The following is a 20,959-nucleotide window of genomic DNA, read 5'->3' as shown; positions in this document are numbered from 1 at the left end:
CTTCCCCTGTACCCTCCCGCGAGGGAGGTGAGCCGTGAACGTTGATGCCTGGGTGACGCTGGCCGTCGTGGTCGTGGTGCTCGCGCTGCTCGTGCGAGGACGGGTCGCGCCGTCGTTGGTCCTGCTCGGTGGTGCCGTCGCGGTTCTCGTCCTGGGTGTGGTGCAGCCCCAGGAGGCGTTCTCCGGGTTCTCCAACCCGGCCCCGATCACGGTGGCGGCGCTGTACGTCCTCGCAGCCGGCGTCGAGAAGACCGGTGCCCTCACCCCGGTGATGCAACGCACCCTCGGTGACAACGGGACGTACCGACGTCCGCTGCTGCGTACCCTGCCCCCGACGATGGCCGCGTCGGCGTTCCTCAACAACACGCCCGTCGTCGCGATGCTCGCGATGCAGGTGTCGGCCTGGGCCGACCGACGGGACGTCGCCGCGTCGAAGTTCCTCATGCCGATCTCCTTCGCGGCGATCATGGGCGGTCTGCTCACCGTGATCGGCACCTCGACCACCCTGGTGGTCTCCAGCCAGATGACGACCTTCGGGCTCGAGGAGCTGGGCTTCTTCGAGATCTCCCTGGTCGGGCTCCCGATCGCTGCGATCGGGCTCGTCCTGCTGGTGACCCTGGCGCCGGTCGTCCTGCCCGACCGGCGCTCGGCCCGCGCCGAGGTCGAGGAGGCCGGCAGGCGCTTCTCGTTCGAGATGCAGGTGGTCCCCGGTGGCCCCATGGACGGCCGGTCCGTCGAGCAGGCCCGCCTGCGCCGGCTGGACGGGCTCTTCCTTGCCTCCGTCGACCGGGGGGACACCGTGATCGCCCCGGTGCGGCCGGAGACCGTCCTGCGCGGGGGCAACCGCCTGCACTTCGTCGGGCCAGCAGGCCGCGTCGTCGACCTGCAGGGCATGCCGGGTCTGCGCTCCGCCGAGCTCGAGCACGTGCTGGACCTGGACGAACCCTCGGTGCGCTACTTCGAGGCGGTGGTGGGCCAGCGATCACCGCTGGTCGGCCAGACGCTCAAGGCGGTCGGGTTCCGCTCGGCCTACCAGGCCGCGGTCCTGGCGATCCACCGTTCCGGGCACCTGGTCGCCAACCGTCTCGGGACCGAACGGATCCGCCTGGGCGACACGCTCATCCTCGTCAGCGACCCCGGCTTCCGAGAGCGGTGGCGCGACCGGCCGGACTTCCTGCTGGTCGCGGACCTCGACGGCAGGCCACCGGTGGCCTCCCCGCGCGCCTGGATCCCGATCACCGCCCTGGCCGCGGTGGTCGTGCTGGCGGCGACCGGGCTGGTGCCCATCCTCAACGGCGCACTCATCGCGGCAGCGGTGCTGATCATGACCGGGATCCTCTCGTTCCCCGAGGCCCGGCGCGCCATCGACTTCGACGTCATCCTCGTGATCGCCTCGGCCTTCGGCCTGGCCGCCGCCATGCAGAGCTCCGGGCTTGCCGACGTGGTCGCCGGCGGCCTCGTCCAGCTCACCAGCGCCCTGGGACCACATGGCGTCGTCCTCGGTCTCGTGCTCGCCACCATCATCCTCACCGAGCTGGTGACCAACAACGCCGCAGCCCTGCTCATGCTGCCGATCGCGGTCAACGCCGCGGCGGCGGGCGGCGTCGACCCCCGGGGAGCGGCGATCGCCGTCGCGGTGGCGGCGTCGGCGTCGTTCCTGTCACCGATCGGCTACCAGACCAACATGATGGTCTACGGTCCCGGCGGCTACCGGTTCACCGACTACGCACGGCTGGGCTGGATGTTCACGACGCTCGTGATCGTGGCGACCGTGGTGCTCGTCCCGGTGTTCTGGCCGACCGCCTGACCGGGCGACGGGCCGTGCTCAGACCGGCTGGATCGGCAGCTCGCGACGCTGCTGCGGGACTGGTCGGCCGCCGGCTTCCCCCGACTTCTTGAGGCTGGTGCGCAGCTCGCGCGGCAACGAGAACATCAGGTCCTCCGTGGCCGTGCGCACCTCCTCGACCGTCCCGTAGCCGCGGTCGGCGAGCTGTCGCAGGACGTCGTCGACGAGGATCTCCGGCACCGACGCGCCCGAGGTCACCCCGACGGTGGTGACGCCGTCGAACCACGAGTCGTCGATCTCCGTGGCGCGGTCGACGCGGTAGGAGGTGCGGGCGCCGGCCTGCAGCGCCACCTCGACGAGCCGCACCGAGTTCGAGGAGTTGGCCGATCCGACGACGATGACGAGGTCGCACTCGGGCGCCAGCTTCTTCACGGCCACCTGGCGGTTCTGGGTGGCGTAGCAGATGTCGTCGCTGGGCGGGTCCTGCATCTCGGGGAACTTCTCCCGCAGCCGGCGCACCGTCTCCATCGTCTCGTCGACCGACAGCGTGGTCTGCGAGATCCACACGACCTTGTGCGGGTCGCGCACGACGACGTCGTCGACGTGGTCCGGCGAGTTGACGACCTGCACGTGGTCCGGCGCCTCGCCGGCGGTGCCCTCGACCTCCTCGTGACCGTCGTGGCCGATGAGCAGGATGTCGTAGTCGTCCTTGGCGAAGCGCACGGCCTCCTTGTGCACCTTGGTCACCAGGGGGCAGGTGGCGTCGATGGTGTCCAGGCCGCGTGCGGCGGCGGACTCGCGGACGGCGGGCGAGACACCGTGGGCCGAGAACACCAGGCGGGCGCCCTCGGGCACCTCGTCGGTCTCCTCGACGAAGATCGCCCCCCGCTCGCGCAGCGTGTCGACGACGTGCTTGTTGTGCACGATCTCCTTGCGCACGTACACCGGCGCACCGTAGGCGTCGAGCGCCTTCTCCACGGCGACGACGGCGCGATCCACCCCGGCGCAGTAGCCCCGAGGGGCAGCGAGCAGCACACGCTTGGTGGAGGTGCGGGCGGGGGCGGGGGCTGTCGTCGTCACGGCCCCAGTCTAGGAGGCCCGTGTGGAGACGCTGTGACGGCCCGGCCTGCTCGTGACGTCCACCGTGGGTGGCGTGCGGCATCCTGGGACGCGTGACCGACGCGAGCCCCGGACCTCAGCCTCTGCCCGACCGTGCCGCGGACACGTCCGCCGAGCGCCCGTGGCCGGTGCGCCTGCTGTCGACGAAGATCCGCGACTACGTCGCGAGGATGTCGCCGGTGTGGGTCGAGGGCCAGGTGGTCGAGCACACCTACCGCCGCACGTCCGGCATGCAGTTCGTCACCCTGCGGGACACCGACGTGGAGGCGTCGCTGCCGGTGCACATGCTGACCCGCGCCTTCGACGGCCTCGACGCCAGGCCGGAGGTCGGCCAGCACGTCGTGGTGCAGGCCAAGCCGGAGTTCTGGGTCAAGACGGGCCGGATGTCGCTGCGGGCCTCAACGATCCGTCAGGTGGGCGTCGGCGAGCTCCTGGCCCGCATCGAGCAACTGCGCCGCGTGCTCGCCGCCGAAGGGCTGTTCGACGCCGACCGCAAGCGCCCGCTGCCGTTCCTGCCCGCCGTCGTCGGCCTGGTCTGCGGCCGGGAGTCCAAGGCGGAGCACGACGTCGTGGTGAACGCCCGCGCCCGGTGGCCCCAGGTCCGTTTCGAGATCCGCGAGGTCGCCGTGCAGGGCGTCAACGCCGTTCGCGAGGTGTGCGAGGCGATCACCGAGCTCGACGACCGGCCCGACGTCGACGTGATCGTCGTCGCCCGGGGCGGGGGGTCGGTCGAGGACCTGCTGCCCTTCAGCAACGAGACGCTGGTCCGGGCCGCGGCGGCGTGCCGCACCCCCCTGGTCAGCGCGATCGGTCACGAGACGGACACCCCGCTGGTCGACCTCGTCGCCGACTACCGGGCCTCCACCCCGACCGACGCCGCCAAGCGGGTCGTGCCCGACGTCGGCGAGGAGCGTCATCGCGTCGTCCAGGCCCGGCAGCGGCTGCGCCAGGGCGTGACCGCCCTGCTGGACCGCGAGCAGCGCGGCCTCGACGCCGTGCGCTCCCGGCCCGTGCTGCGCCACCCGCTGACCATGGTCGAGGCTCGCGAGGACGAGGTCGCCCAGCACCTGCGCCGCGCCCGGCACCGCCTCGACGCCGCGCTGCTCAAGGGCTCCGGCGAGATCGGTCGGCTCGCGGCGCAGGTGCGCACGCTGTCGCCCGCCTCCACGCTCGACCGCGGCTACGCCGTCGTGCAGCGCGGCGACGGCGCGGTCGTGCGTGCGTCCGACGACGTCGCGGCCGGGGACGAGGTGCACGTGCGGCTCGCCGCCGGCACGCTGGACGCCACGGTGGCGCGCACCTCGCCCCGGTAGGGCGCTCAGCGCACCCGCTCGACCCGACCCTCGTCCCAGACGGGCTCCGGCGTCTCCCGGACGGCGCCGTCGGCCCCGAACACCAGGAACCGGTCGAAGCCGCGGGCGAACCAGCGGTCGTGCGTCACGGCGAGCACCGTGCCGTCGAACGCCTCGAGCCCCTCCTGCAGGGCCTCGGCGCTCTCCAGGTCGAGGTTGTCCGTCGGTTCGTCGAGCAGCAGCGCGGTACACCCGCCGAGCTCGAGCAGCAGGATCTGGAACCTGGCCTGCTGCCCGCCCGAGAGCCGGTCGAAGGGCCGCTCGGCCGCCGTCGTCAGCTCGTACCGGCGCAGCGCCGCCATGGCCTTGCCCCGGTCCTGCGCGTGGTCCTCCCACAGGATGTCCCGCAGCGTGCGTCCGGCCAGCTCGGGATGGGCGTGCGTCTGCGCGAAGTGCCCGGGCACCACCCGCGCACCCAACCGCGCGCTGCCGGTGTGCGCGACGTCCTCGCCGGCCAGCAGCCGCAGGAAGTGCGACTTGCCGGAGCCGTTGGAGCCGAGCACCGCGACCCGCTCGCCGTAGAACACCTCCAGGTCGAACGGGTCCATGAGCCCGACCAGCTCCAAGGCCTCGCAGGTGACCGCCCGGGTGCCGGTCCGGCCTCCGCGCAGGCGCATGCGGATGTCCTGCTCGCGGGGCGGCTCCGGGGGCGGGCCGGCCTCCTCGAACTTGCGCAGCCGGGTCTGCGCGGCCCGGTAGCGCGAGGCCATGTCCGGGCTGTTGGCCGCCTGCTGCCGCAGCGTCAGCACCAGCTTCTTGAGCTGGGAGTGCTTCTCCTCCCAGCGCCGGCGCAGCTCCTCGAACCGGGCGAACCGCTGCCGCCGCGCCTCGTGGAACGTCGCGAACCCGGCACCGTGCACCCAGGCGTCCGCCCCGGCGGGCCCCGGTTCGAGCGCGACGATCCGGTCGGCCGACCTCGCGAGCAGCTCGCGGTCGTGGGAGACGAACAGCACGGTCTTGCGGGTGGCCTGCAGCTGCTCCTCGAGCCACCGCTTGCCGGGCACGTCGAGGTAGTTGTCCGGCTCGTCGAGGAGCAGGACCTCGTCCGGACCGCGCAGCAGCGCCTCGAGCACCAGCCGCTTCTGCTCGCCGCCGGACAGGGTGCGCACCTCGCGCCACTGGGCGCGCTCGAACTCCACGCCGAGCGCCGCCGTCGTGCACACGTCCCACAGCGTCTCGGACTCGTAGCCCTGCACCTCGGCCCAGTCGGCGAGCGCCTGCGCGTAGCGCATCTGCACCGCGGTCTCGTCGCCGTCGCCGTCGAGCCCCATGACGGCGAGCTCCGCCTCCTCGACGGCGCGCGCGGCGTCCCGGACCCGCGGCGGCGCGACGCTCGCGAGGAGCTGGCGCACGGTGGTGCCGTCGCGGACGGAACCCACGAACTGCGGCATGATGCCGAGCCCTCCGCTGACGGTGACCGTCCCCGCGTCGGGGCGCAGCTCTCCGGTGACGAGCCGCAGCAGCGTCGTCTTGCCGGCCCCGTTGGGGCCGACGAGCGCCGTCGCGCTGCCCTCCCCCACACGGAAGGAGACGTCGTCGAGCAGCGCGCGCCCGTCCGGCAGCACGTACTCGACGTGCGCGACCTCGAGATGACCCATCCCCCGATCCTCCCCCGCGGGTGCTCCGAGGGGCAAAGAGATATGCGGACGCGAGACGACGCGGCACGATGTCGGTGCGGTGCGGTTGACTGGTCCCGTGACCGACGCAGATCTTTCCACGACGCCCGACGCACCCGACGTCGGCTCCCTGACGTACGAGCAGGCTCGCGACGAGCTGGTCCAGGTCGTCGCACGGCTCGAGGCCGGCGGCGAACCGCTGGAGGCCTCGTTGAGCCTGTGGGAGCGGGGCGAGGCGCTCGCCGCCCGCTGCCAGGAATGGCTCGACGGCGCGCGGGAGCGGCTCGCCGCCGCCCAGGCCGCGGCGAGCCCCACGGTGGAGGAGGACTGATGGCCCGGCACGTCCTCGCCGTGGGCGAGGCCCTCGTCGACGTCGTCCACCGGGCCGACGGTTCGCGCAGCGAGCACCCCGGCGGGTCGCTCGCCAACGTCGCGCTCACGCTGGGCAGGCTCGGCCGGGAGGCCCGGCTGGCCACGTGGCTCGGGCCCGACGAGCGGGGCGACGCGGTCCGCGGGTGGCTGGCGGAGTCGGGGGTGACGACGACGCCGGGCAGCGACGGCGCGGAGCGCACCTCGGTCGCGCAGGCCACCCTGGACGCCGCGGGATCGGCGACCTACGAGTTCGACCTGGCCTGGCGCGTGCCCCCGGGGGCCTCGGCGACGGACGAGACCCTCGCCGTGCACACGGGGTCGATCGCCGCCGTGCTCGAACCGGGGGCCTCGGACGTGCGGGCGCTCGTCGAGACGGCGCGGGCGACGTCCACGATCACCTACGACCCGAACGCCCGACCGGTCCTCATGGGCGAGCCCACCGCGGCGCGCGCGCAGGTGGAGTCCCTCGTGCGGCTGTCCGACGTGGTCAAGGTCAGCGACGAGGACCTGGAGTGGCTCGCCGCCGGCACGGCCCCGCTCGACGTCGCCCGGTCGTGGGTCCACGACCTGGGGGCCGCGCTCGTGGTGGTGACGTTCGGTGGCGACGGCGCGACAGCGGTGACCCGCTCCGGCGAGGTGCACGAGGCCTCGCGCCCGGTCACCGTCGTCGACACCGTCGGGGCGGGCGACTCGTTCATGGGCGCCCTGCTCGACGGCCTGTGGTCCTCCGACCTGCTGGGTGCCGACCGGCGCGAGGCGTTGCGTACCATCGACGCCGCGACCGTCGAAGCGCTGCTGGGACGCTGCGCAGCCGTCGCGGCGGTCACCGTCTCCCGGGCAGGAGCCAACCCGCCCTGGTCGCACGAGCTGGAGGATGCATGACCCCCAAGGAAGCCTGGGCCACGATGCGGTCCGGCAACGACCGCTTCGTCCGTGACGAGCCGGCCGAGCGGTCGCAGATGTCGCTGCGCCGCGCCGAGCTGGCCGCGGCACAGCACCCGCACACCGTCGTGTTCGGCTGCTCCGACTCGCGGGTGGCTGCCGAGATCATCTTCGACCAGGGCCTCGGTGACGTCTTCGTCGTGAGGACCGCCGGGCACGTGGTCGACACCACCGTGCTCGGCTCGATCGAGTACGGCGTCGAGGTGCTGGGGGCGCCGCTGGTGGTGGTGCTCGGCCACGACTCGTGCGGGGCCGTCGGCGCCACGGCCCACACGCTGCGCACGGGCGAGCAGCCCCCGGGCTTCGTGCGCTCGATCGTGGACAAGGTGATCCCGTCGATCGCGGACCTGGACGGCACGTCGACGGACGACGAGGAGGGGTCGCCGTTCGCCGACCGGCTGCGCACGGCCCACGTGCAGCACACGGTCGAGACCCTGCGCGGGTACTCCCGGGCCCTCGACGCGGCCGTGACCGAGGGGCGCCTGGCGATCGTCGGCGTCGAGTACGACCTCGCCGAGGGGTCGGCACGACTGGTCGAGGTCGCCGGCGACGTCGGCGAGGAACCGCTGCGCTGAGACAGCGCGTCACGCGGTGCGCCGGGACGTCTCGGCCGCACCGCGTGACACCTCTCACACGTCGACGCCCCGGCGGGTGCGGCACGATAGACGCATGACTTCCGACACCGTCGCCGGCGGCGCCGACGCGCCCGAGACCGCCTACCGCATCGAGCACGACACGATGGGCGAGGTCCGCGTGCCTGCCCACGCCCTGTACCGCGCGCAGACGCAGCGCGCCGTGGAGAACTTCCCGATCTCGGGCACGCCGCTGGAACGGGGCCACATCCAGGCGCTCGCGCAGGTGAAGAAGGCTGCGGCACTGGCCAACGCCGAGCTGGGCGTGCTCGACCGCGACGTCGCCGACGCGATCGCCGCCGCAGCGGACCGGGTCGCGTCAGGGGAGCTGGACGAGCACTTCCCGGTCGACGTCTTCCAGACGGGGTCGGGCACGTCGTCGAACATGAACACCAACGAGGTCCTGGCGAACCTCGCGAGCACCTCGCTGGGCCGCGACGTGCACCCGAACGACCACGTCAACGCCTCCCAGTCCTCGAACGACGTCTTCCCCACCTCGGTGCACGTGGCCGCGACGGCCGGCGTCGTCCGCGACCTGGTGCCCGCCCTGGAGCACCTGGCGGTCGCCCTCGAGGCGAAGGCGACCGAGTTCGCCGGTGTGGTGAAGTCGGGACGCACGCACCTGATGGACGCCACCCCGGTCACGCTCGGCCAGGAGTTCGGCGGCTACGCGGCAGCGGTGCGGTACGGCATCGAGCGCCTGGAGTCGGCGCTCCCCCGCGCCGCCGAGGTCCCGCTCGGCGGTACGGCGGTCGGGACCGGCATCAACACACCGGCCGGGTTCCCCCAGCGCGTCATCGAGCTGCTGCGCGAGGACACCGGGCTGCCGCTGACCGAGGCGCGCGACCACTTCGAGGCGCAGTCCGCGCGGGACGGTCTCGTGGAGCTCTCGGGCGCGCTGCGCACCATCGCGGTCTCCGTGACGAAGATCTGCAACGACCTGCGCTGGATGGGGTCGGGCCCGAACACCGGCCTCGGGGAGATCGCGATCCCGGACCTGCAGCCGGGGTCGTCGATCATGCCGGGCAAGGTGAACCCGGTGATCCCGGAGGCCGTGCTGATGGTCGCGGCCCGGGTGGTCGGCAACGACGCGACGGTTGCCTGGGCCGGCGCCACGGGCACGTTCGAGCTGAACGTGCAGATCCCCGTCATCGCGCAGGGGGTGCTGGAGTCGATCCGCCTGCTGTCGAACGCCTCGCGGGTCCTGGCGGACAAGACCGTCTCCGGGCTGACGGCCAACGTCGAGCGGGCGCGGGCGTTCGCCGAGTCCTCGCCGTCGATCGTCACGCCGCTCAACCGGGTCATCGGGTACGAGGCCGCGGCGAAGGTGGCCAAGAAGGCGGTGGCCGAGGGCATCACGGTGCGGGAGGCCGTGGTGGCGCTCGGGTTCGTCGAGCGGGGCGAGGTCACCGAGGCCCAGCTCGACGAGGCGCTGGACGTGCTGTCGATGACGCGACCGCCCCAGGCCTGACTCCCCCGCCCCCTCCGGGCCTTCCGAACATGCGATGGCGGCCCGTCCTGGTACCAGGACGGGCCGCCATCGCATGTTCGGCCGGTCTCAGGGCATGTTCGGCGGCCGAGGTCTCGAGGGATGGGACAGGGGTTTGGTAAGCCTTACCTCACCTGCTACCGTCAGCGTTACGAGGGAGGCGCGCCGCCGAGTGCACGGGGCTGGGGGGTTCCACCTGGGCCGGCGCGCCTCCCCGGACCTCAGATCTCGAGCGACTCCAGCATCTCGGTGACCAGCGCCGCCACCGGCGACCGCTCGGACCGGGTGAGCGTCACGTGGGCGAACAACGGGTGGCCCTTCATCGCCTCGATGACCGCGGCGACCCCGTCGTGACGGCCTACCCGCAGGTTGTCCCGCTGCGCGACGTCGTGCGTCAGCACCACCCGCGAGTCCTGCCCGATGCGCGACAGCACCGTCAGCAGCACGTTGCGCTCCAACGACTGGGCCTCGTCGACGATGACGAACGCATCGTGCAACGACCGCCCCCGGATGTGGGTCAACGGGAGCACCTCCAGCATCTCCCGGTCGATGACCTCCTCGACCACCTCCGGCGAGACGAGCGCACCGAGCGTGTCGAACACCGCCTGGGCCCACGGGTTCATCTTCTCGGACTCGCTGCCCGGCAGGTAGCCCAGCTCCTGGCCACCCACCGCGTACAGGGGGCGGAAGACCAGGATCTTGCGGTGCTGGCGGCGCTCCAGCACCGCCTCCAGCCCGGCGCACAGGGCGAGCGCCGACTTGCCGGTGCCGGCGCGCCCGCCCAGCGACAGGATGCCGATGTCCGGGTCGAGCAGCAGGTCGATCGCGATGCGCTGCTCGGCGGAGCGGCCGTGGACCCCGAACACGTCCTGGTCCCCGCGCACGAGCTGTACCTGCTTGTCCGCGGTGACCCGGCCGAGCGCCGAGCCTCCGGACCCGTGGATCACCAGGCCCGTGTGGCACAGCAGCGGGGCGGCCTCCTCGACCACCTGCGGGTCGAGGGCGGCGAGCTCCACGGTGGACCCCTCGTAGAGGGACCCGACCTGGTCGTCGGTCATCGCGATCTCGCGCATCCCGGTCCACCCGGAGTCCACCGCGAGCTCGTGACGGTACTCCTCGGCCCGCAGACCCAGGGCCGATGCCTTGACCCGCATCGGCAGGTCCTTGGAGACCACGGTGACGTCCCGACCCTCGGCGGCGAGGTTCGCCGCGACCGACAGGATCCGGGTGTCGTTGTCACCCAGCCGGAACCCGGCCGGCAGCACCTCGGGGTCGGTGTGGTTCAGCTCGACCCGCAACGTCCCACCGTCGCCCCCGATCGGCACCGGAGCGTCCAGGCGCCCGTGCTTGATCCTCAGGTCGTCCAGCGCCCGCAGCGCGCTGCGGGCGAAGTAGCCCAGCTCGGCGTGGTGACGCTTGCCCTCCAGCTCGGTGATCACGACGACGGGCAGCACGACGTCGTGCTCGGCGAACCGGTGGATGGCTCTCGGGTCGGACAGCAGGACGGACGTGTCGACGACGAACGTCCGCAGGTCGGTGCTGGTGTTCTCAGTGGCCACGATGTGCTCCTCGCGCAGAGCGGGACGGTGGACGGGGCGGGCGACCGGCCGAGCGCACGGTGTGCAGTCGAACCGGGGCCGGCCCTCCTGCGCGGAGCGAGCACTCCATCAGTTGGCCTCCCGGGGACGCACTGGGCGTGCGTCCTGAACGTCACGCTACGACGCCGACGGCGTGAGGAACGTCACGGGACCGGCGCGTCGCGAAGTCGTCACCCAGAGTTCACACGGGGGCCGTCCGGCCCTGTCACGGCACGGCCGGTCCCACCGGGCCGTTAGACTCCACGGGTGCCCGAGACGACCCCGCTGCGCCGACCGCGCATCCGTGCCGCCCGCCCTGGGCAGTCGGCACGCGGCACCAACGGATACATCTCGTCCTGGGGAGACCAGCAGGCAGGCATCGCTCCGGATGCCGACCCTGCGAGGTAGACCCTCGACTCGTTGACCGCACCGTCCTTCCTCGAACGACAAGGCCACCGACGTGATGCTTGCCGCTCTCCTCGGGCTCGTCGCACTCCTCGCTGCCGCAGCCCCGTTCCTGGGCCGCTGGGCCGGACGCCCCGGCGGCTGGCCGCTCGCCGCCGGGCTGCTCGCCCTCGCTCTGTGGGTCGGCCTCGCGCCGCCCGCCCTGGGCACCTCCTGGTTCCTGCCCTGGATCCCCAGCCTCGACGTGGGCATCCGCCTGCGCTTCGACGGGTTGAGCTGGGTCTTCCTGCTCCTCGTCCTCGGCGTCGGTGCCGCCGTCCTGGCGTACTCGGCCCGCTACCTCAAGCGTGGGCCGCACCCAGGCTTCTACGGGCTGATGACGGCCTTCGCCGCCGCGATGACCGGGCTCGTCCTCGCCGACGACGTGATCCTGCTCTTCGTCATGTGGGAGTTCACGACCGTCTGCTCCTTCTTCCTCATCGCCCGGACCAGCCCTCAGGCTCAGGCTCCGGCCGTGCGGACGTTCCTCGTCACGGTGGGCGGCGGGCTGTGCCTGCTCGGTGCCGTCATCGCCACCTCCGTCCGCACCGGCACGACCCAGCTCAGCGCCATCCTCGAGGACCCGGTGTGGTCCCAGGACCCCACGTTCGCCGCCGTGATCGCCGTCCTCGTCGCCGTCGCGGCGTTCACGAAGTCCGCGCAGTTCCCGTTCCACGCGTGGCTGCCCGACGCCATGGTCGCCCCGACGCCGGTCAGCGCCTACCTGCACGCCGCCGCGATGGTCAAGGCCGGCATCTACCTGCTCCTGCGGTTCTCGCCCGCGATGAGCGACGTGCTGACCTGGAACGTCCTGCTCATCACGATCGGTCTCGTCACGACGGTGATGGGCGCCGTCTTCGCCCTGCAGCGCAACGACCTCAAGGAGCTCCTGGCGTACTCGACCGTCAGCCAGCTCGGCCTGATCGTCGCGACGATCGGTGTCGGCTCCTCGGCGGCGATCGCCGCCGCCACGCTGCACACCATGGCGCACGCCCTGTTCAAGTCGGCCGCGTTCATGCTCGTCGGGGTCATCGACCACCAGGCCGGCACCCGGGACATCCGCACCCTCGCCGGTGTGGGCAGGGCCATGCCGTGGACCGCGGCGATGCTGGCGCTCGCCGCCGCGTCGATGGCCGGCATCCCGCCGTTGCTCGGGTTCGTCTCGAAGGAGTCGATCCTCGACGCCATGTGGGAGGGTTCCGGGGCCGGCTGGCTCGTGGCCGGCATCGCCGCCCTCGGCGCCGTCTTCACCTTCGCCTACTGCGCCCGCATGGTGCTGCGGCCCCTGCCGGGCACCCGCCCGGCGTCCCTGTCTGGCATGTCCGAGGGCGGCTTCTGGCTGGTCCTGCCGGCTGCGGTCCCGGCCGTCCTGGGTGTCCTGCTGGGCCCGGCCGCGTGGATGCTCGACGGGCTCACCAGCGCCGGCGCGACGGCGGCCGCCGGCAGCGAGGTGCACACCCACCTGACGCTCTGGCACGGGCTGACGCCCGCCCTCTTCCTGTCGCTGGCGGTGTACACCGTGGGTGCGCTGGTGGTCTGGCGCGCGGCGTCGGTGGACCGGGTGCTGGACCGCCCGCTCTTCCCGTTCACCGGGGTCGAGGCCGTGGCCGCCTGGCAGCGGGGCACCGTGGCCTTCGGCGCTCGGGTCGGCGACCTGACGCGTTCCGACGCACCGGCGCGGCACCTCGCCGTGCCGATCGTCACCATGGGCGTGCTGGCCGCCGTCGGAGCCGTCGGCGTGACCGGCCTGGGAGACCTGCGCGACACGAGCAGACCCTTCGACTGGGTGCTGCTGGCGCTGGTGACGACCGGTACGGTCGCGGCGGTGTCGCTGCGGTCCCGGATCGGCGCGCTGGCCGTGATCGGCGTGACCGGGTTCGCCGTGACCCTGCTCTTCTTCACGCTCGGCGCGGCGGACGTCGCGCTCACCCAGCTGCTGGTGGAGATCCTCACGGTGGTGGTGGCGGTCCTGCTGCTGCGCAGGCTGCCGCGGCGGTTCCGTCGGATCCCCCGGTCACGCGCCGCGGTCACCGGCGTCGTCGCCGTGATCGGGGGGCTGGCCGCTGCGGTGGCCACCTTCGCCCTCACCGGGCGGCGGGGCCTCTCGCCCACCGGAGAGCACTTCCTGCTCAACGCCCCGGACGACACCGGCGGCTCGAACGTCGTCAACACGATCCTCGTGGACTACCGAGCGCTCGACACCCTCGGTGAGCTGACCGTGCTCGGCATCGCCGGTGTGGTGATCTACGTCCTCCTGGAGTCCGCCCGAGCGCTCCCTCTGACGTACCGCGACCCCGTGCCGGTGCTGCGGGTCCCCGCCACCTCGCCGCTGGTCGACGCCGAGACCAACGGTGTCTTCAACCGCACGTTCGCGAAGCTCGGCATCCCCCTGATGCTCGCGTTCTCGGTGTACCTGCTCCTGCGGGGGCACCAGAACCCCGGCGGTGGCTTCATCGGCGCGCTGGTGGCGGCGTCGGCCTTCGCGCTCGCGTACCTCGCGGCGTCGTCGGACACCCAGCGTCGGGCCTCGTACTTCCGGCTCATCGGTGCCGGGATCCTCATCGCCACCGGGACGGGGCTGCTGGGCTTCCTCGAAGGCTCCTTCCTCAAGCCCCTGCACGTCGACATCGGTACCCTCCACCTCACCAGCGCGGTGCTGTTCGACGTGGGCGTCTACCTGGCCGTCATCGGCGTGGTGGTCGCGTCGCTCGACCTGCTGGGCGGCTGGCCCGCTCCGAAGCAACCGACCGGTGGCACCCGCACCGAGGCTCCCGATCCCCCGCCCGACCCGACCGAGCCCGCACCGGTACCCACGCGTGAGCCCGTGACCACGGGCGCACCGACGAAGGAGGAGTCATGACGCTCGCCCTCATCGTCGGCGTCCTCGTGGCCGGCGGGGTCTACCTGGTGCTGCAGCGCGAGATGCTGCGCATCGTGCTGGGCTTCATCCTGCTGAGCCACGCGGTCAACGTGCTCATCTTCTCGGCCGGCGGCGCCGACCGGCGCGACCAGCCGCTCGGCGACTCCCCGGACCTGGCCACCACCGCGGACCCGCTGCCGCAGGCCTTCGTCCTGACGGCGATCGTCATCGCCCTGGCCATCACGATCTACATGCTCACCCTCGCCGTCGTGGGCCGCAAGGACGACGACACCGCGGACCGGTCGGACGCGGCGCGCGCCGACCACGGCGCCAGCGAGGACGCCCTGGACATCGCGGAGGTCGCGCGTGCCCACGGCCTGACGCCCGAGCCGACCCCGAGGAGGGAGGACTGATGCCCGCTTCCGTGCTCACCCTGTTCGTCGCGGTGCCGCTCGTCGTGTCGGCCGTCCTCGTCCTCGTCCCGTTCGGCAGGCTGTGGTCGGTCGTCACCCTCGGCCTGACCCTGCTCGCCTCGATCGGCGGCGGCATCTGGATGGTGGCCTCGACGTACGACGGCTCGTCCCTCGGGCACGCCGTCGGGCTGTGGCCGGCCGGTATCTCGATCCCGTTCGTCGGTGACCAGTTCTCGGCGTTGATGATCACCCTGACGGGGATCCTGACCATCACCTGCGTGGCGTTCGCCGTCGCGTCCTCGCACGCCCACCTGCGGTTCTTCGCCCCGCTCGTGCTGGTGCTGACGGCCGGGGTGAACGGCGCCCTGCTCACCGCGGACCTGTTCAACCTGTTCGTGTTCATCGAGGTGATGCTGCTGCCCTCCTACGGGCTGCTGGTCCTCTCCTCGCCCGGCCGGGCACCGCTGAAGCGGGTCTCCGGGTCACGGCTCTACGTCACCGCGAACCTGCTCATCTCCACGATCTTCCTCGCCGGCGTCGGCGTCACCTACGGCGTCGCGGGCACCGTCAACCTCGGTGAGCTCGCCGGGGCGGCCCGCGAGTCCACCGCCGTCGCGATCGCCGTCGCGGTCTGCCTCTTCGCCCTGTCGATGAAGGCGGCCGTCGTCCCCGTGCACGGCTGGCTGGCGAGGACCTACCCGTCGGCGTCCCCGGCGGTGACCGCCCTGTTCTCCGGCCTGCACACGAAGGTCGCCATCTACGCGATCTACCGCATCTACGCGGTCGTCTTCGAGGGCATGTCCGAGTACCTGTGGATCGGCGTGGTGATGTTCTCGCTCACCATGGCCGTCGGGGTGCTGGGCGCGGTCGGCGAGGGCAGCACGCGCTCGATCCTGGCCTTCCACATGGTCAGCCAGATCGGCTACATCCTGCTGGGTGTGGCGCTCTTCGGACCGCTCGGGCTGGCAGCCGGCATCTTCTACCTGCTGCACCACATGATCGTGAAGGCCTCCCTGTTCCTGTCGACCGGGGCGATCGAGGTCCGGTACGGCACCGGGCCGTTGGGGACCGTGCACGGCATCGCCCGCGCCGAGCCCCTGGTCGCGGTGGCGTTCTTCGTCGCGGCGATGTCGCTGGCCGGCATCCCACCGTTCTCCGGCTTCGTCGCCAAGCTGTCGTTGCTGCAGGCGGCGTTCGACGGCGGCCAGGTCGCTGCCGCCGTCGTCGCGCTGGTGGTCAGCATCGTCACCCTGATGTCGATGCTGAAGATCTGGTCCGGCACCTTCTGGGGACGGGCCGGACGGACCCCCGAGCAGCCGGGCGAGGTCACCGGCGAGTTCGACGAGGTCGCGCTGCGGGACGCGGCGACGATCCTGGCGGTGCAGCCCCGTCGGAAGATCAGCTTCGCGCTGGCCGCGCCGGCGGTGTTCCTCGCCGCGTTGACCGTCGGGCTGGGGATCGGTGCCCAGGGCCTCATGGCACTCAGCGAGGTCGCGGCGGGCAACCTGGTCGACACCTCGAGCTACGTACAGGCGGTGATGGGCGGATGAGCTGGTTGACGTGGCCCCTGCGCTGGGTCTGGTTCGCCGTCTGGTTCCTGGCCCTGGTGATCAGGTCGAACATGACGGTCATCTGGGACACCGTCACGCCCGGCCAGAACTCGCGACCGCTGATCGCCCGCTTCGAGTCGCGCTGCCGGTCCGACGCGGAGCTGACGTTGCTCGCCACGGCGATCACCCTGACGCCCGGCACCCTGACGCTGGGCACGCGGGACGAACCCTCGGGCACGCGCATCCTCTACGTGCACAGCATGTACGACCGGACCCCGGACGGGCTGGCGGCGTCGGTGCGTCACATCGAGGACCACCTGTTCACCGCCACCCGACGGGAGGCCGCCGCATGATCGCCCTGTGGATCGCCGCCGCGCTGATCGTCGCCTCCCTGCTGGCCGCGACCTGGCGCATCGTGGTCGGCCCCGACGACACGAACCGGACGGTGGCCGCCGACCTGCTGTTCTTCGCCGTGATCGCGCTCATCGCCCTGGCGGGGGTGGGGTCCGGGGCGACGGGCACGTTCGACCTGGTGCTCGTGGCCTCGCTCATCGGTTTCCTGTCCGCGGTGTCGCTCGCCCGTGCCCTGACGAGAGGGAGAAGATGACCGTGCTGGAGATCGTGGGCCAGGTGCTCATCGTCCTCGGGGCCCTGGTGTTCGCCACCGCCGGGCTGGGCGTGATCAAGCTGCCGGACGTCTACACGCGCATCTCGGCGATCTCGACGGCGGCCGGGTTCGGCCTGATGCAGATCATCGTCGGCGCCGTGCTCCTGCTGCCCGGCCCGGAGAACGTGGTGAAGGCCGCGATCGCCGTCGTGCTGCAGCTGGCGACGTCGGCGGTGGGAGGAATGGCCTTGGCCCGTTCCGGCTACCTCGTCGGTTCACCGCTGGTCGAGGGGACCTCGCCGGACCAGCTCGCCGAGGACGCAGCAGACACCGCCGACGCCGAGCCGCGGGCCTGAGAGCTCTCCGGCCCGCCCGCTCACCGCGACCCTCGTGCGCCCCGCAGGCCCAGGAGCGCGGGCTGCTGCCGGCGCACCTCGGCGACCAGCACCTCGACGACGGCAGCCACGGCAGGACGGCGCCAGGACTCGGGGTGGACGAGGGCGTGGTAGCTCAGCGTGGTGCGCACCTCGTCGGGGCACACCCTGACCAGGTCGTCGTGCCGGTCCGCCACCAGGCACGGCAGGAACCCCAGGCCCACGCCTGCCCGTGTGGCCTCGACGTGGACGAACACGTTGGTCGACGTCAGCACGTCGACCATGCCGGGGACCAGCCGGCGCGGCGCGTCCAGGTCGTCCACCTGGAGCATGGAGTCGATGAAGTGCACCAGCCCGTGCCGCGCGAGCTCGGGCACCGACGTCGGTGTGCCGTGCCGCGCGAGGTAGCGGCGTGCGGCGTACATGCCGAGCGCGAACTCGCCGAGCGGCACGACCTTCGCCCGCGTCGCGGCGACCGTGCCGACGACCACCTCCACGTCCACGCCTGACCGGTGCTGCGCCGGTCGCCGGGTGACCGTCTCGACCTCCACGGAGAGCGCCGGGTGGTGCTCGCGCAGGGCGGCCACGGCGGGCGGTACCACCAGGGCGCTGAAGGCGTCCGTGGCCGTCATCCGCACGACCCCCGCGACGGGGTCGTCGTCGTCCCCGTCCAGCGCGTCGACGGCCTCCGCCACGCGTTCCGCCGCGCGTGCTGCCCTCTCCCCCAGCGCGGTGAGCTCCCACCCGTCCGTCCCCCGGACGAGCACCCGCCCACCGAGGGCCCGTTCCAGGGCGGCGACGGTCCGCGAGACCGTCGTGTGGTTCACCCCGAGGCTGTCGGCCGCCAGGGTGAACCGGCCGGTGCGCGCCACGGCGAGCAGGCAGAGCAGATGGTCCGGCGAGACGGGGTGCGACCGCATGCCTCACACGGTACGGGCATCTGCATCCACGCACGCGTGCTGTGCCGAGGTGTGCGTTGCGTGCCCATCTGCGCACTGCGACCATCGAGGAAGGACGCGCACGAGACACCTCGGCGACGACGCCGCGCCGTGCCGCACCACGGAGGGACCCGCATGACCAGCACCGGTACCGGGATCGACAAGGTCGTCCGATCCGCGGCGGACGCCGTCGCCGACGTCCCCGACGGCGCGAGCGTCGCCGTCGGCGGCTTCGGCCTCTGCGGCAACCCGATCGCCCTCATCGAGGCGCTGCGCGACCGGGGCACCCGCGACCTGTGGGTGGTCAGCAACAACTGCGGCGTCGACGACTGGGGCCTGGGCGTCCTGCTCGCCGCCGACCGCATCCGCCGCATCACCGCGTCCTACGTCGGCGAGAACAAGGAGTTCGCCCGCCGGTACCTGTCCGGTGAGCTCCAGCTGGAGCTCACGCCCCAGGGCACGCTCGCCGAGAAGCTGCGTGCCGGGGGGTCGGGCATCGCCGCGTTCTACACGCGGGCCGGGATCGGCACCCAGGTGGCCGACGGCGGTCTGCCGCAGCGCTACGACGCCGACGGCGGGGTCGTGGTCGCGTCCCCGCCGAAGGACGTCCGGACCTTCACGGACCCGGCTGCGCCGGACGGGACCGAGTCGGAGTACGTCCTGGAGGAGGCGATCAGCACCGACTTCGCCCTCGTGCACGCCGCGAAGGGCGACCGGCACGGCAACCTCGTCTTCCACCGGTCGGCCCGCAACTTCGCGCCGCAGGCCGCGATGGCCGGGCGCGTGTGCGTGGCGCAGGTGGAGCAGCTGGTCGAGCCGGGCGAGCTCGACCCGGACGAGATCCACCTGCCGGGCGTCTACGTGCACCGGGTGGTGCCGGTCGGGTCGGCGATCGAGAAGCGGATCGAGAAGCGCACCACACGTCCCGCCGGGTCGTCGCCGAGCACCCGGCCGGCAGACGGCGCCGACACCGGCACGGACCCCGCACGGCACGGCCGCACCCGCGACCAGATGGCCGCCCGCGCCGCCGCCGAGCTGGCCGACGGCTCGTCGGTCAACCTCGGCATCGGCATGCCGACCCTCGTGCCCAACCACGTCCCGCCGGGCCGCCACCTCGTGCTGCAGTCCGAGAACGGCCTGCTCGGGGTGGGCCCCTACCCCACCGAGGACGAGGTGGACCCGGACCTCATCAACGCCGGCAAGGAGACGGTGACGCTGCTGCCCGGGGCCTCGGTGTTCGACGCCGCCACCAGCTTCGGGATGATCCGCGGCGGCAAGATCGACGCCGCGATCCTCGGGGCGATGCAGGTCTCGGCCACCGGCGACCTCGCCAACTGGATGATCCCCGGCAAGATGGTCAAGGGACCGGGCGGGGCGATGGACCTCGTCAACGGCGCCCGGCGCCTCGTCGTGCTCATGGACCACACCGCACGCGACGGCTCGCCCAAGATCCTGCCCGAGTGCACGCTGCCGCTCACCGGACGCGGCGTCGTCGACCGCATCATCACCGACCTCGCCGTGATCGACGTGACCGACGACGGCCTGGTCCTGCGCGAGCTCGCCCCCGGCGTGACGGTCGACGAGGTCGTCGCCGCCACGGCCGCCCCGCTCCTCCTCGACCTCGACCTCGACCCCTCACGAGAGGCCCAGACATGACCGGCACGACCACCCCGCGGCCCGACGACGTCGTCGTCGTCTCCGCCTCGCGCACACCCCAGGGACGTCTCGCCGGGGCGCTCGCCTCGCTGTCCGCGGTCCAGCTCGGCGCCGTGGCCGCCCGCCACGCCCTGGACGCGGCAGCGGACCTCGCCGCGGACCTCGACGCGGTGATCCTCGGCCAGGTGCTGCAGGCGGGTGCCGGGCAGAACCCGGCCCGGCAGACGGCCGTGGCCGCCGGAGTCGCGATGGACGTGCCCGCCGTGACCGTCAACAAGGTCTGCCTGTCCGGGCTCACCGCCGTCGTCGACGGGGCCCGCCTGCTGCGCACCGGCGAGGCCTCCGTGGTGCTGGTCGGCGGCCAGGAGTCGATGACCAACGCCCCTCACCTGCTGCCCGGCGCCCGTGCGGGCTTCCGGTACGGCGATGCCACGCTGCTCGACGCCGTGGCCCGCGACGGCCTCACCGACGCCTTCGACGGGCAGGCGATGGGCCTGAGCACCGAGGAGCACAACCGCGACGAGGTGTTCGTCTCCCGCGAGGAGCAGGACGCCGCCGCCGCGGCCTCGCACCAGCGCGCCGCCCGCGCCGCCAAGGACGGTCTGTTCACCGCGGAGATCGCACCGGTCGAGGTGCCGCAGCGCCGGGGTGACCCCGTCGTCGTCTCCTCCGACGAGGGCGTACGTCCCGACACCACCGCCGAGGGCCTGGCCCGGCTGCGACCGGCCTTCGCCGGCGACGGCACGCTGACCGCCGGCAACTCCTCGCAGATCTCCGACGGCGCGGCGGCGCTCGTCCTCACCACGAGGGCGCGGGCGGAGGCGGCCGGTGTGCCGGCGCTCGCCACGGTGCGCTCCGCCGGCCAGGTCGCCGGCCCGGACACCTCCCTGCACTCCCAGCCGGCGAACGCGATCAACGCGGCGCTGGCCCGCGAAGGGTGGTCGGCCGACGACCTGGACCACGTCGAGATCAACGAGGCGTTCGCCGTCGTGTCCGTCGTCTCCGGGCGGGCACTGGGTCTGGACCCGCAGGTCGTCAACCCCCACGGGGGCGGCATCTCGCTCGGCCACCCGATCGGCGCGTCCGGGGCGCGCCTGGCCGTCCATGCCACCCACGAGCTCGCCCGCCGTCGGGCCGAGGGACAGGACGGCGCCCGGGCCGCCGTCGCCCTGTGCGGTGGCGGGGGTCAGGGCGAGGCGCTGCTGCTCGAGGCCTGAGCGCCGCCGCACCCG

19 protein-coding genes and 1 pseudogene are annotated in these 20,959 nt (G+C 72.7%); 16 read left to right on the top strand and 4 right to left on the bottom strand.

What is annotated here, in order from left to right:
• Positions 1-34 precede the first annotated feature (34 nt).
• Positions 35-1,807 carry an SLC13 family permease gene (locus HDG69_RS05235; protein ID WP_171782660.1) on the top strand — a complete coding sequence of 591 codons (1,773 nt, stop codon included), beginning with the start codon at positions 35-37 and terminating at the stop codon, positions 1,805-1,807.
• An 18-nt stretch (positions 1,808-1,825) separates the two neighbouring features.
• Here the strand turns inward: HDG69_RS05235 and HDG69_RS05230 are convergent, their stop codons facing one another.
• Positions 1,826-2,866 carry a 4-hydroxy-3-methylbut-2-enyl diphosphate reductase gene (locus HDG69_RS05230; protein ID WP_171782659.1) on the bottom strand — a complete coding sequence of 347 codons (1,041 nt, stop codon included), beginning with the start codon at positions 2,864-2,866 and terminating at the stop codon, positions 1,826-1,828.
• Positions 2,867-2,958: 92 nt separating this feature from the next.
• Between HDG69_RS05230 and xseA the strand changes: the two genes are divergently transcribed.
• On the top strand, positions 2,959-4,218 hold the full coding sequence (gene xseA, locus HDG69_RS05225) for an exodeoxyribonuclease VII large subunit (RefSeq protein WP_171782658.1): 1,260 nt from the start codon (positions 2,959-2,961) through the stop codon (positions 4,216-4,218).
• 5 nt (positions 4,219-4,223) lie between these two features.
• Here the strand turns inward: xseA and HDG69_RS05220 are convergent, their stop codons facing one another.
• Positions 4,224-5,855, bottom strand: coding sequence for an ABC-F family ATP-binding cassette domain-containing protein (locus HDG69_RS05220; protein WP_171782657.1), 1,632 nt, complete (start codon positions 5,853-5,855; stop codon positions 4,224-4,226).
• A gap of 97 nt (positions 5,856-5,952) precedes the next feature.
• Here HDG69_RS05220 and HDG69_RS05215 point away from each other — a divergent pair, with 97 nt between their 5' ends.
• The 4 genes from HDG69_RS05215 (at position 5,953) to HDG69_RS05200 (ending at position 9,290) form a co-directional block, all read left to right on the top strand.
• Positions 5,953-6,204: an exodeoxyribonuclease VII small subunit gene (locus tag HDG69_RS05215; RefSeq protein WP_171782656.1), complete on the top strand. Its 252-nt coding sequence runs from the start codon at positions 5,953-5,955 to the stop codon at positions 6,202-6,204.
• Positions 6,204-7,127, top strand: a complete 924-nt coding sequence (locus tag HDG69_RS05210; protein WP_171782655.1) for a carbohydrate kinase family protein — start codon at positions 6,204-6,206, stop codon at positions 7,125-7,127. Before HDG69_RS05215 ends, HDG69_RS05210 begins: the two co-directional genes overlap by 1 nt.
• Positions 7,124-7,762 carry a carbonic anhydrase gene (locus HDG69_RS05205; protein WP_171782654.1) on the top strand — a complete coding sequence of 213 codons (639 nt, stop codon included), beginning with the start codon at positions 7,124-7,126 and terminating at the stop codon, positions 7,760-7,762. The genes HDG69_RS05210 and HDG69_RS05205 overlap by 4 nt, the downstream gene beginning before the upstream one ends.
• Before the next feature lie 94 nt (positions 7,763-7,856).
• Positions 7,857-9,290, top strand: coding sequence for a class II fumarate hydratase (locus tag HDG69_RS05200; RefSeq protein WP_171782653.1), 1,434 nt, complete (start codon positions 7,857-7,859; stop codon positions 9,288-9,290).
• A gap of 239 nt (positions 9,291-9,529) precedes the next feature.
• Here the strand turns inward: HDG69_RS05200 and phoH2 are convergent, their stop codons facing one another.
• A complete protein-coding gene (gene phoH2 / locus HDG69_RS05195) occupies positions 9,530-10,867 on the bottom strand; it encodes an RNA 5'-3' helicase PhoH2 (protein ID WP_171782652.1) in 1,338 nt (445 codons plus the stop codon).
• A gap of 285 nt (positions 10,868-11,152) precedes the next feature.
• Here phoH2 and HDG69_RS05190 point away from each other — a divergent pair, with 285 nt between their 5' ends.
• The 7 genes from HDG69_RS05190 to HDG69_RS05160 are packed head-to-tail and all read left to right on the top strand — an operon-like array spanning position 11,153 to position 17,115.
• Complete coding sequence (locus tag HDG69_RS05190; RefSeq protein WP_171782651.1) at positions 11,153-11,293, top strand: hypothetical protein; 141 nt, start codon at positions 11,153-11,155, stop codon at positions 11,291-11,293.
• A gap of 55 nt (positions 11,294-11,348) precedes the next feature.
• Entirely contained in the window at positions 11,349-14,189 is a 2,841-nt protein-coding gene (locus HDG69_RS05185; protein ID WP_216645327.1) for a DUF4040 family protein, read from the top strand.
• On the top strand, positions 14,186-14,602 hold the full coding sequence (locus HDG69_RS05180) for a sodium:proton antiporter (RefSeq protein WP_171782649.1): 417 nt from the start codon (positions 14,186-14,188) through the stop codon (positions 14,600-14,602). Before HDG69_RS05185 ends, HDG69_RS05180 begins: the two co-directional genes overlap by 4 nt.
• The gene (locus tag HDG69_RS05175; protein WP_171782648.1) at positions 14,602-16,152 is read left to right on the top strand and encodes a monovalent cation/H+ antiporter subunit D family protein; all 1,551 of its coding nucleotides are present in this window, start codon (positions 14,602-14,604) and stop codon (positions 16,150-16,152) included. Before HDG69_RS05180 ends, HDG69_RS05175 begins: the two co-directional genes overlap by 1 nt.
• The gene (locus tag HDG69_RS05170; RefSeq protein WP_171782647.1) at positions 16,149-16,505 is read left to right on the top strand and encodes a Na+/H+ antiporter subunit E; all 357 of its coding nucleotides are present in this window, start codon (positions 16,149-16,151) and stop codon (positions 16,503-16,505) included. Before HDG69_RS05175 ends, HDG69_RS05170 begins: the two co-directional genes overlap by 4 nt.
• Positions 16,502-16,759, top strand: coding sequence for an MrpF/PhaF family protein (locus tag HDG69_RS05165; protein WP_171782646.1), 258 nt, complete (start codon positions 16,502-16,504; stop codon positions 16,757-16,759). Before HDG69_RS05170 ends, HDG69_RS05165 begins: the two co-directional genes overlap by 4 nt.
• A complete protein-coding gene (locus tag HDG69_RS05160) occupies positions 16,756-17,115 on the top strand; it encodes a cation:proton antiporter (protein WP_171782645.1) in 360 nt (119 codons plus the stop codon). The genes HDG69_RS05165 and HDG69_RS05160 overlap by 4 nt, the downstream gene beginning before the upstream one ends.
• Positions 17,116-17,135: 20 nt before the next feature.
• Here HDG69_RS05160 and HDG69_RS05155 read toward each other — a convergent pair whose 3' ends face one another.
• Positions 17,136-18,053, bottom strand: coding sequence for a LysR family transcriptional regulator (locus tag HDG69_RS05155; RefSeq protein WP_171782644.1), 918 nt, complete (start codon positions 18,051-18,053; stop codon positions 17,136-17,138).
• 153 nt (positions 18,054-18,206) lie between these two features.
• Here HDG69_RS05155 and HDG69_RS18660 point away from each other — a divergent pair.
• The 3 genes and pseudogenes from HDG69_RS18660 to HDG69_RS05145 form a co-directional block, all read left to right on the top strand.
• Positions 18,207-19,007: pseudogene (locus tag HDG69_RS18660) on the top strand (CoA transferase subunit A); the annotation flags it as partial.
• A gap of 75 nt (positions 19,008-19,082) precedes the next feature.
• On the top strand, positions 19,083-19,727 hold the full coding sequence (locus HDG69_RS18655) for a 3-oxoacid CoA-transferase subunit B (protein WP_216645326.1): 645 nt from the start codon (positions 19,083-19,085) through the stop codon (positions 19,725-19,727).
• Positions 19,724-20,944, top strand: a complete 1,221-nt coding sequence (locus HDG69_RS05145) for an acetyl-CoA C-acyltransferase (RefSeq protein WP_171782642.1) — start codon at positions 19,724-19,726, stop codon at positions 20,942-20,944. Before HDG69_RS18655 ends, HDG69_RS05145 begins: the two co-directional genes overlap by 4 nt.
• The last annotated feature ends 15 nt before the right edge of the window (positions 20,945-20,959 follow it).

The sequence above is a fragment of the Isoptericola halotolerans genome, from assembly GCF_013149785.1.
Lineage (GTDB): Bacteria > Actinomycetota > Actinomycetes > Actinomycetales > Cellulomonadaceae > Isoptericola > Isoptericola halotolerans.
This window is presented reverse-complemented; position numbering and strand designations above follow the sequence as displayed.

What these genes read in the sequence shown, in the direction of transcription:
- HDG69_RS05220 (WP_171782657.1), bottom strand. Translation starts at nt 5,855, where the DNA reads ATGGGTCATCTCGAGGTCGCGCACGTCGAGTACGTGCTGCCGGACGGG.
- HDG69_RS05210 (WP_171782655.1), top strand. Translation starts at nt 6,204, where the DNA reads ATGGCCCGGCACGTCCTCGCCGTGGGCGAGGCCCTCGTCGACGTCGTC.
- HDG69_RS05205 (WP_171782654.1), top strand. Translation starts at nt 7,124, where the DNA reads ATGACCCCCAAGGAAGCCTGGGCCACGATGCGGTCCGGCAACGACCGC.
- HDG69_RS05200 (WP_171782653.1), top strand. Translation starts at nt 7,857, where the DNA reads ATGACTTCCGACACCGTCGCCGGCGGCGCCGACGCGCCCGAGACCGCC.
- HDG69_RS05185 (WP_216645327.1), top strand. Translation starts at nt 11,349, where the DNA reads ATGCTTGCCGCTCTCCTCGGGCTCGTCGCACTCCTCGCTGCCGCAGCC.
- HDG69_RS05180 (WP_171782649.1), top strand. Translation starts at nt 14,186, where the DNA reads ATGACGCTCGCCCTCATCGTCGGCGTCCTCGTGGCCGGCGGGGTCTAC.
- HDG69_RS05175 (WP_171782648.1), top strand. Translation starts at nt 14,602, where the DNA reads ATGCCCGCTTCCGTGCTCACCCTGTTCGTCGCGGTGCCGCTCGTCGTG.
- HDG69_RS05170 (WP_171782647.1), top strand. Translation starts at nt 16,149, where the DNA reads ATGAGCTGGTTGACGTGGCCCCTGCGCTGGGTCTGGTTCGCCGTCTGG.
- HDG69_RS05165 (WP_171782646.1), top strand. Translation starts at nt 16,502, where the DNA reads ATGATCGCCCTGTGGATCGCCGCCGCGCTGATCGTCGCCTCCCTGCTG.
- HDG69_RS05160 (WP_171782645.1), top strand. Translation starts at nt 16,756, where the DNA reads ATGACCGTGCTGGAGATCGTGGGCCAGGTGCTCATCGTCCTCGGGGCC.
- HDG69_RS05155 (WP_171782644.1), bottom strand. Translation starts at nt 18,053, where the DNA reads ATGCGGTCGCACCCCGTCTCGCCGGACCATCTGCTCTGCCTGCTCGCC.
- HDG69_RS18655 (WP_216645326.1), top strand. Translation starts at nt 19,083, where the DNA reads ATGGCCGCCCGCGCCGCCGCCGAGCTGGCCGACGGCTCGTCGGTCAAC.
- HDG69_RS05145 (WP_171782642.1), top strand. Translation starts at nt 19,724, where the DNA reads ATGACCGGCACGACCACCCCGCGGCCCGACGACGTCGTCGTCGTCTCC.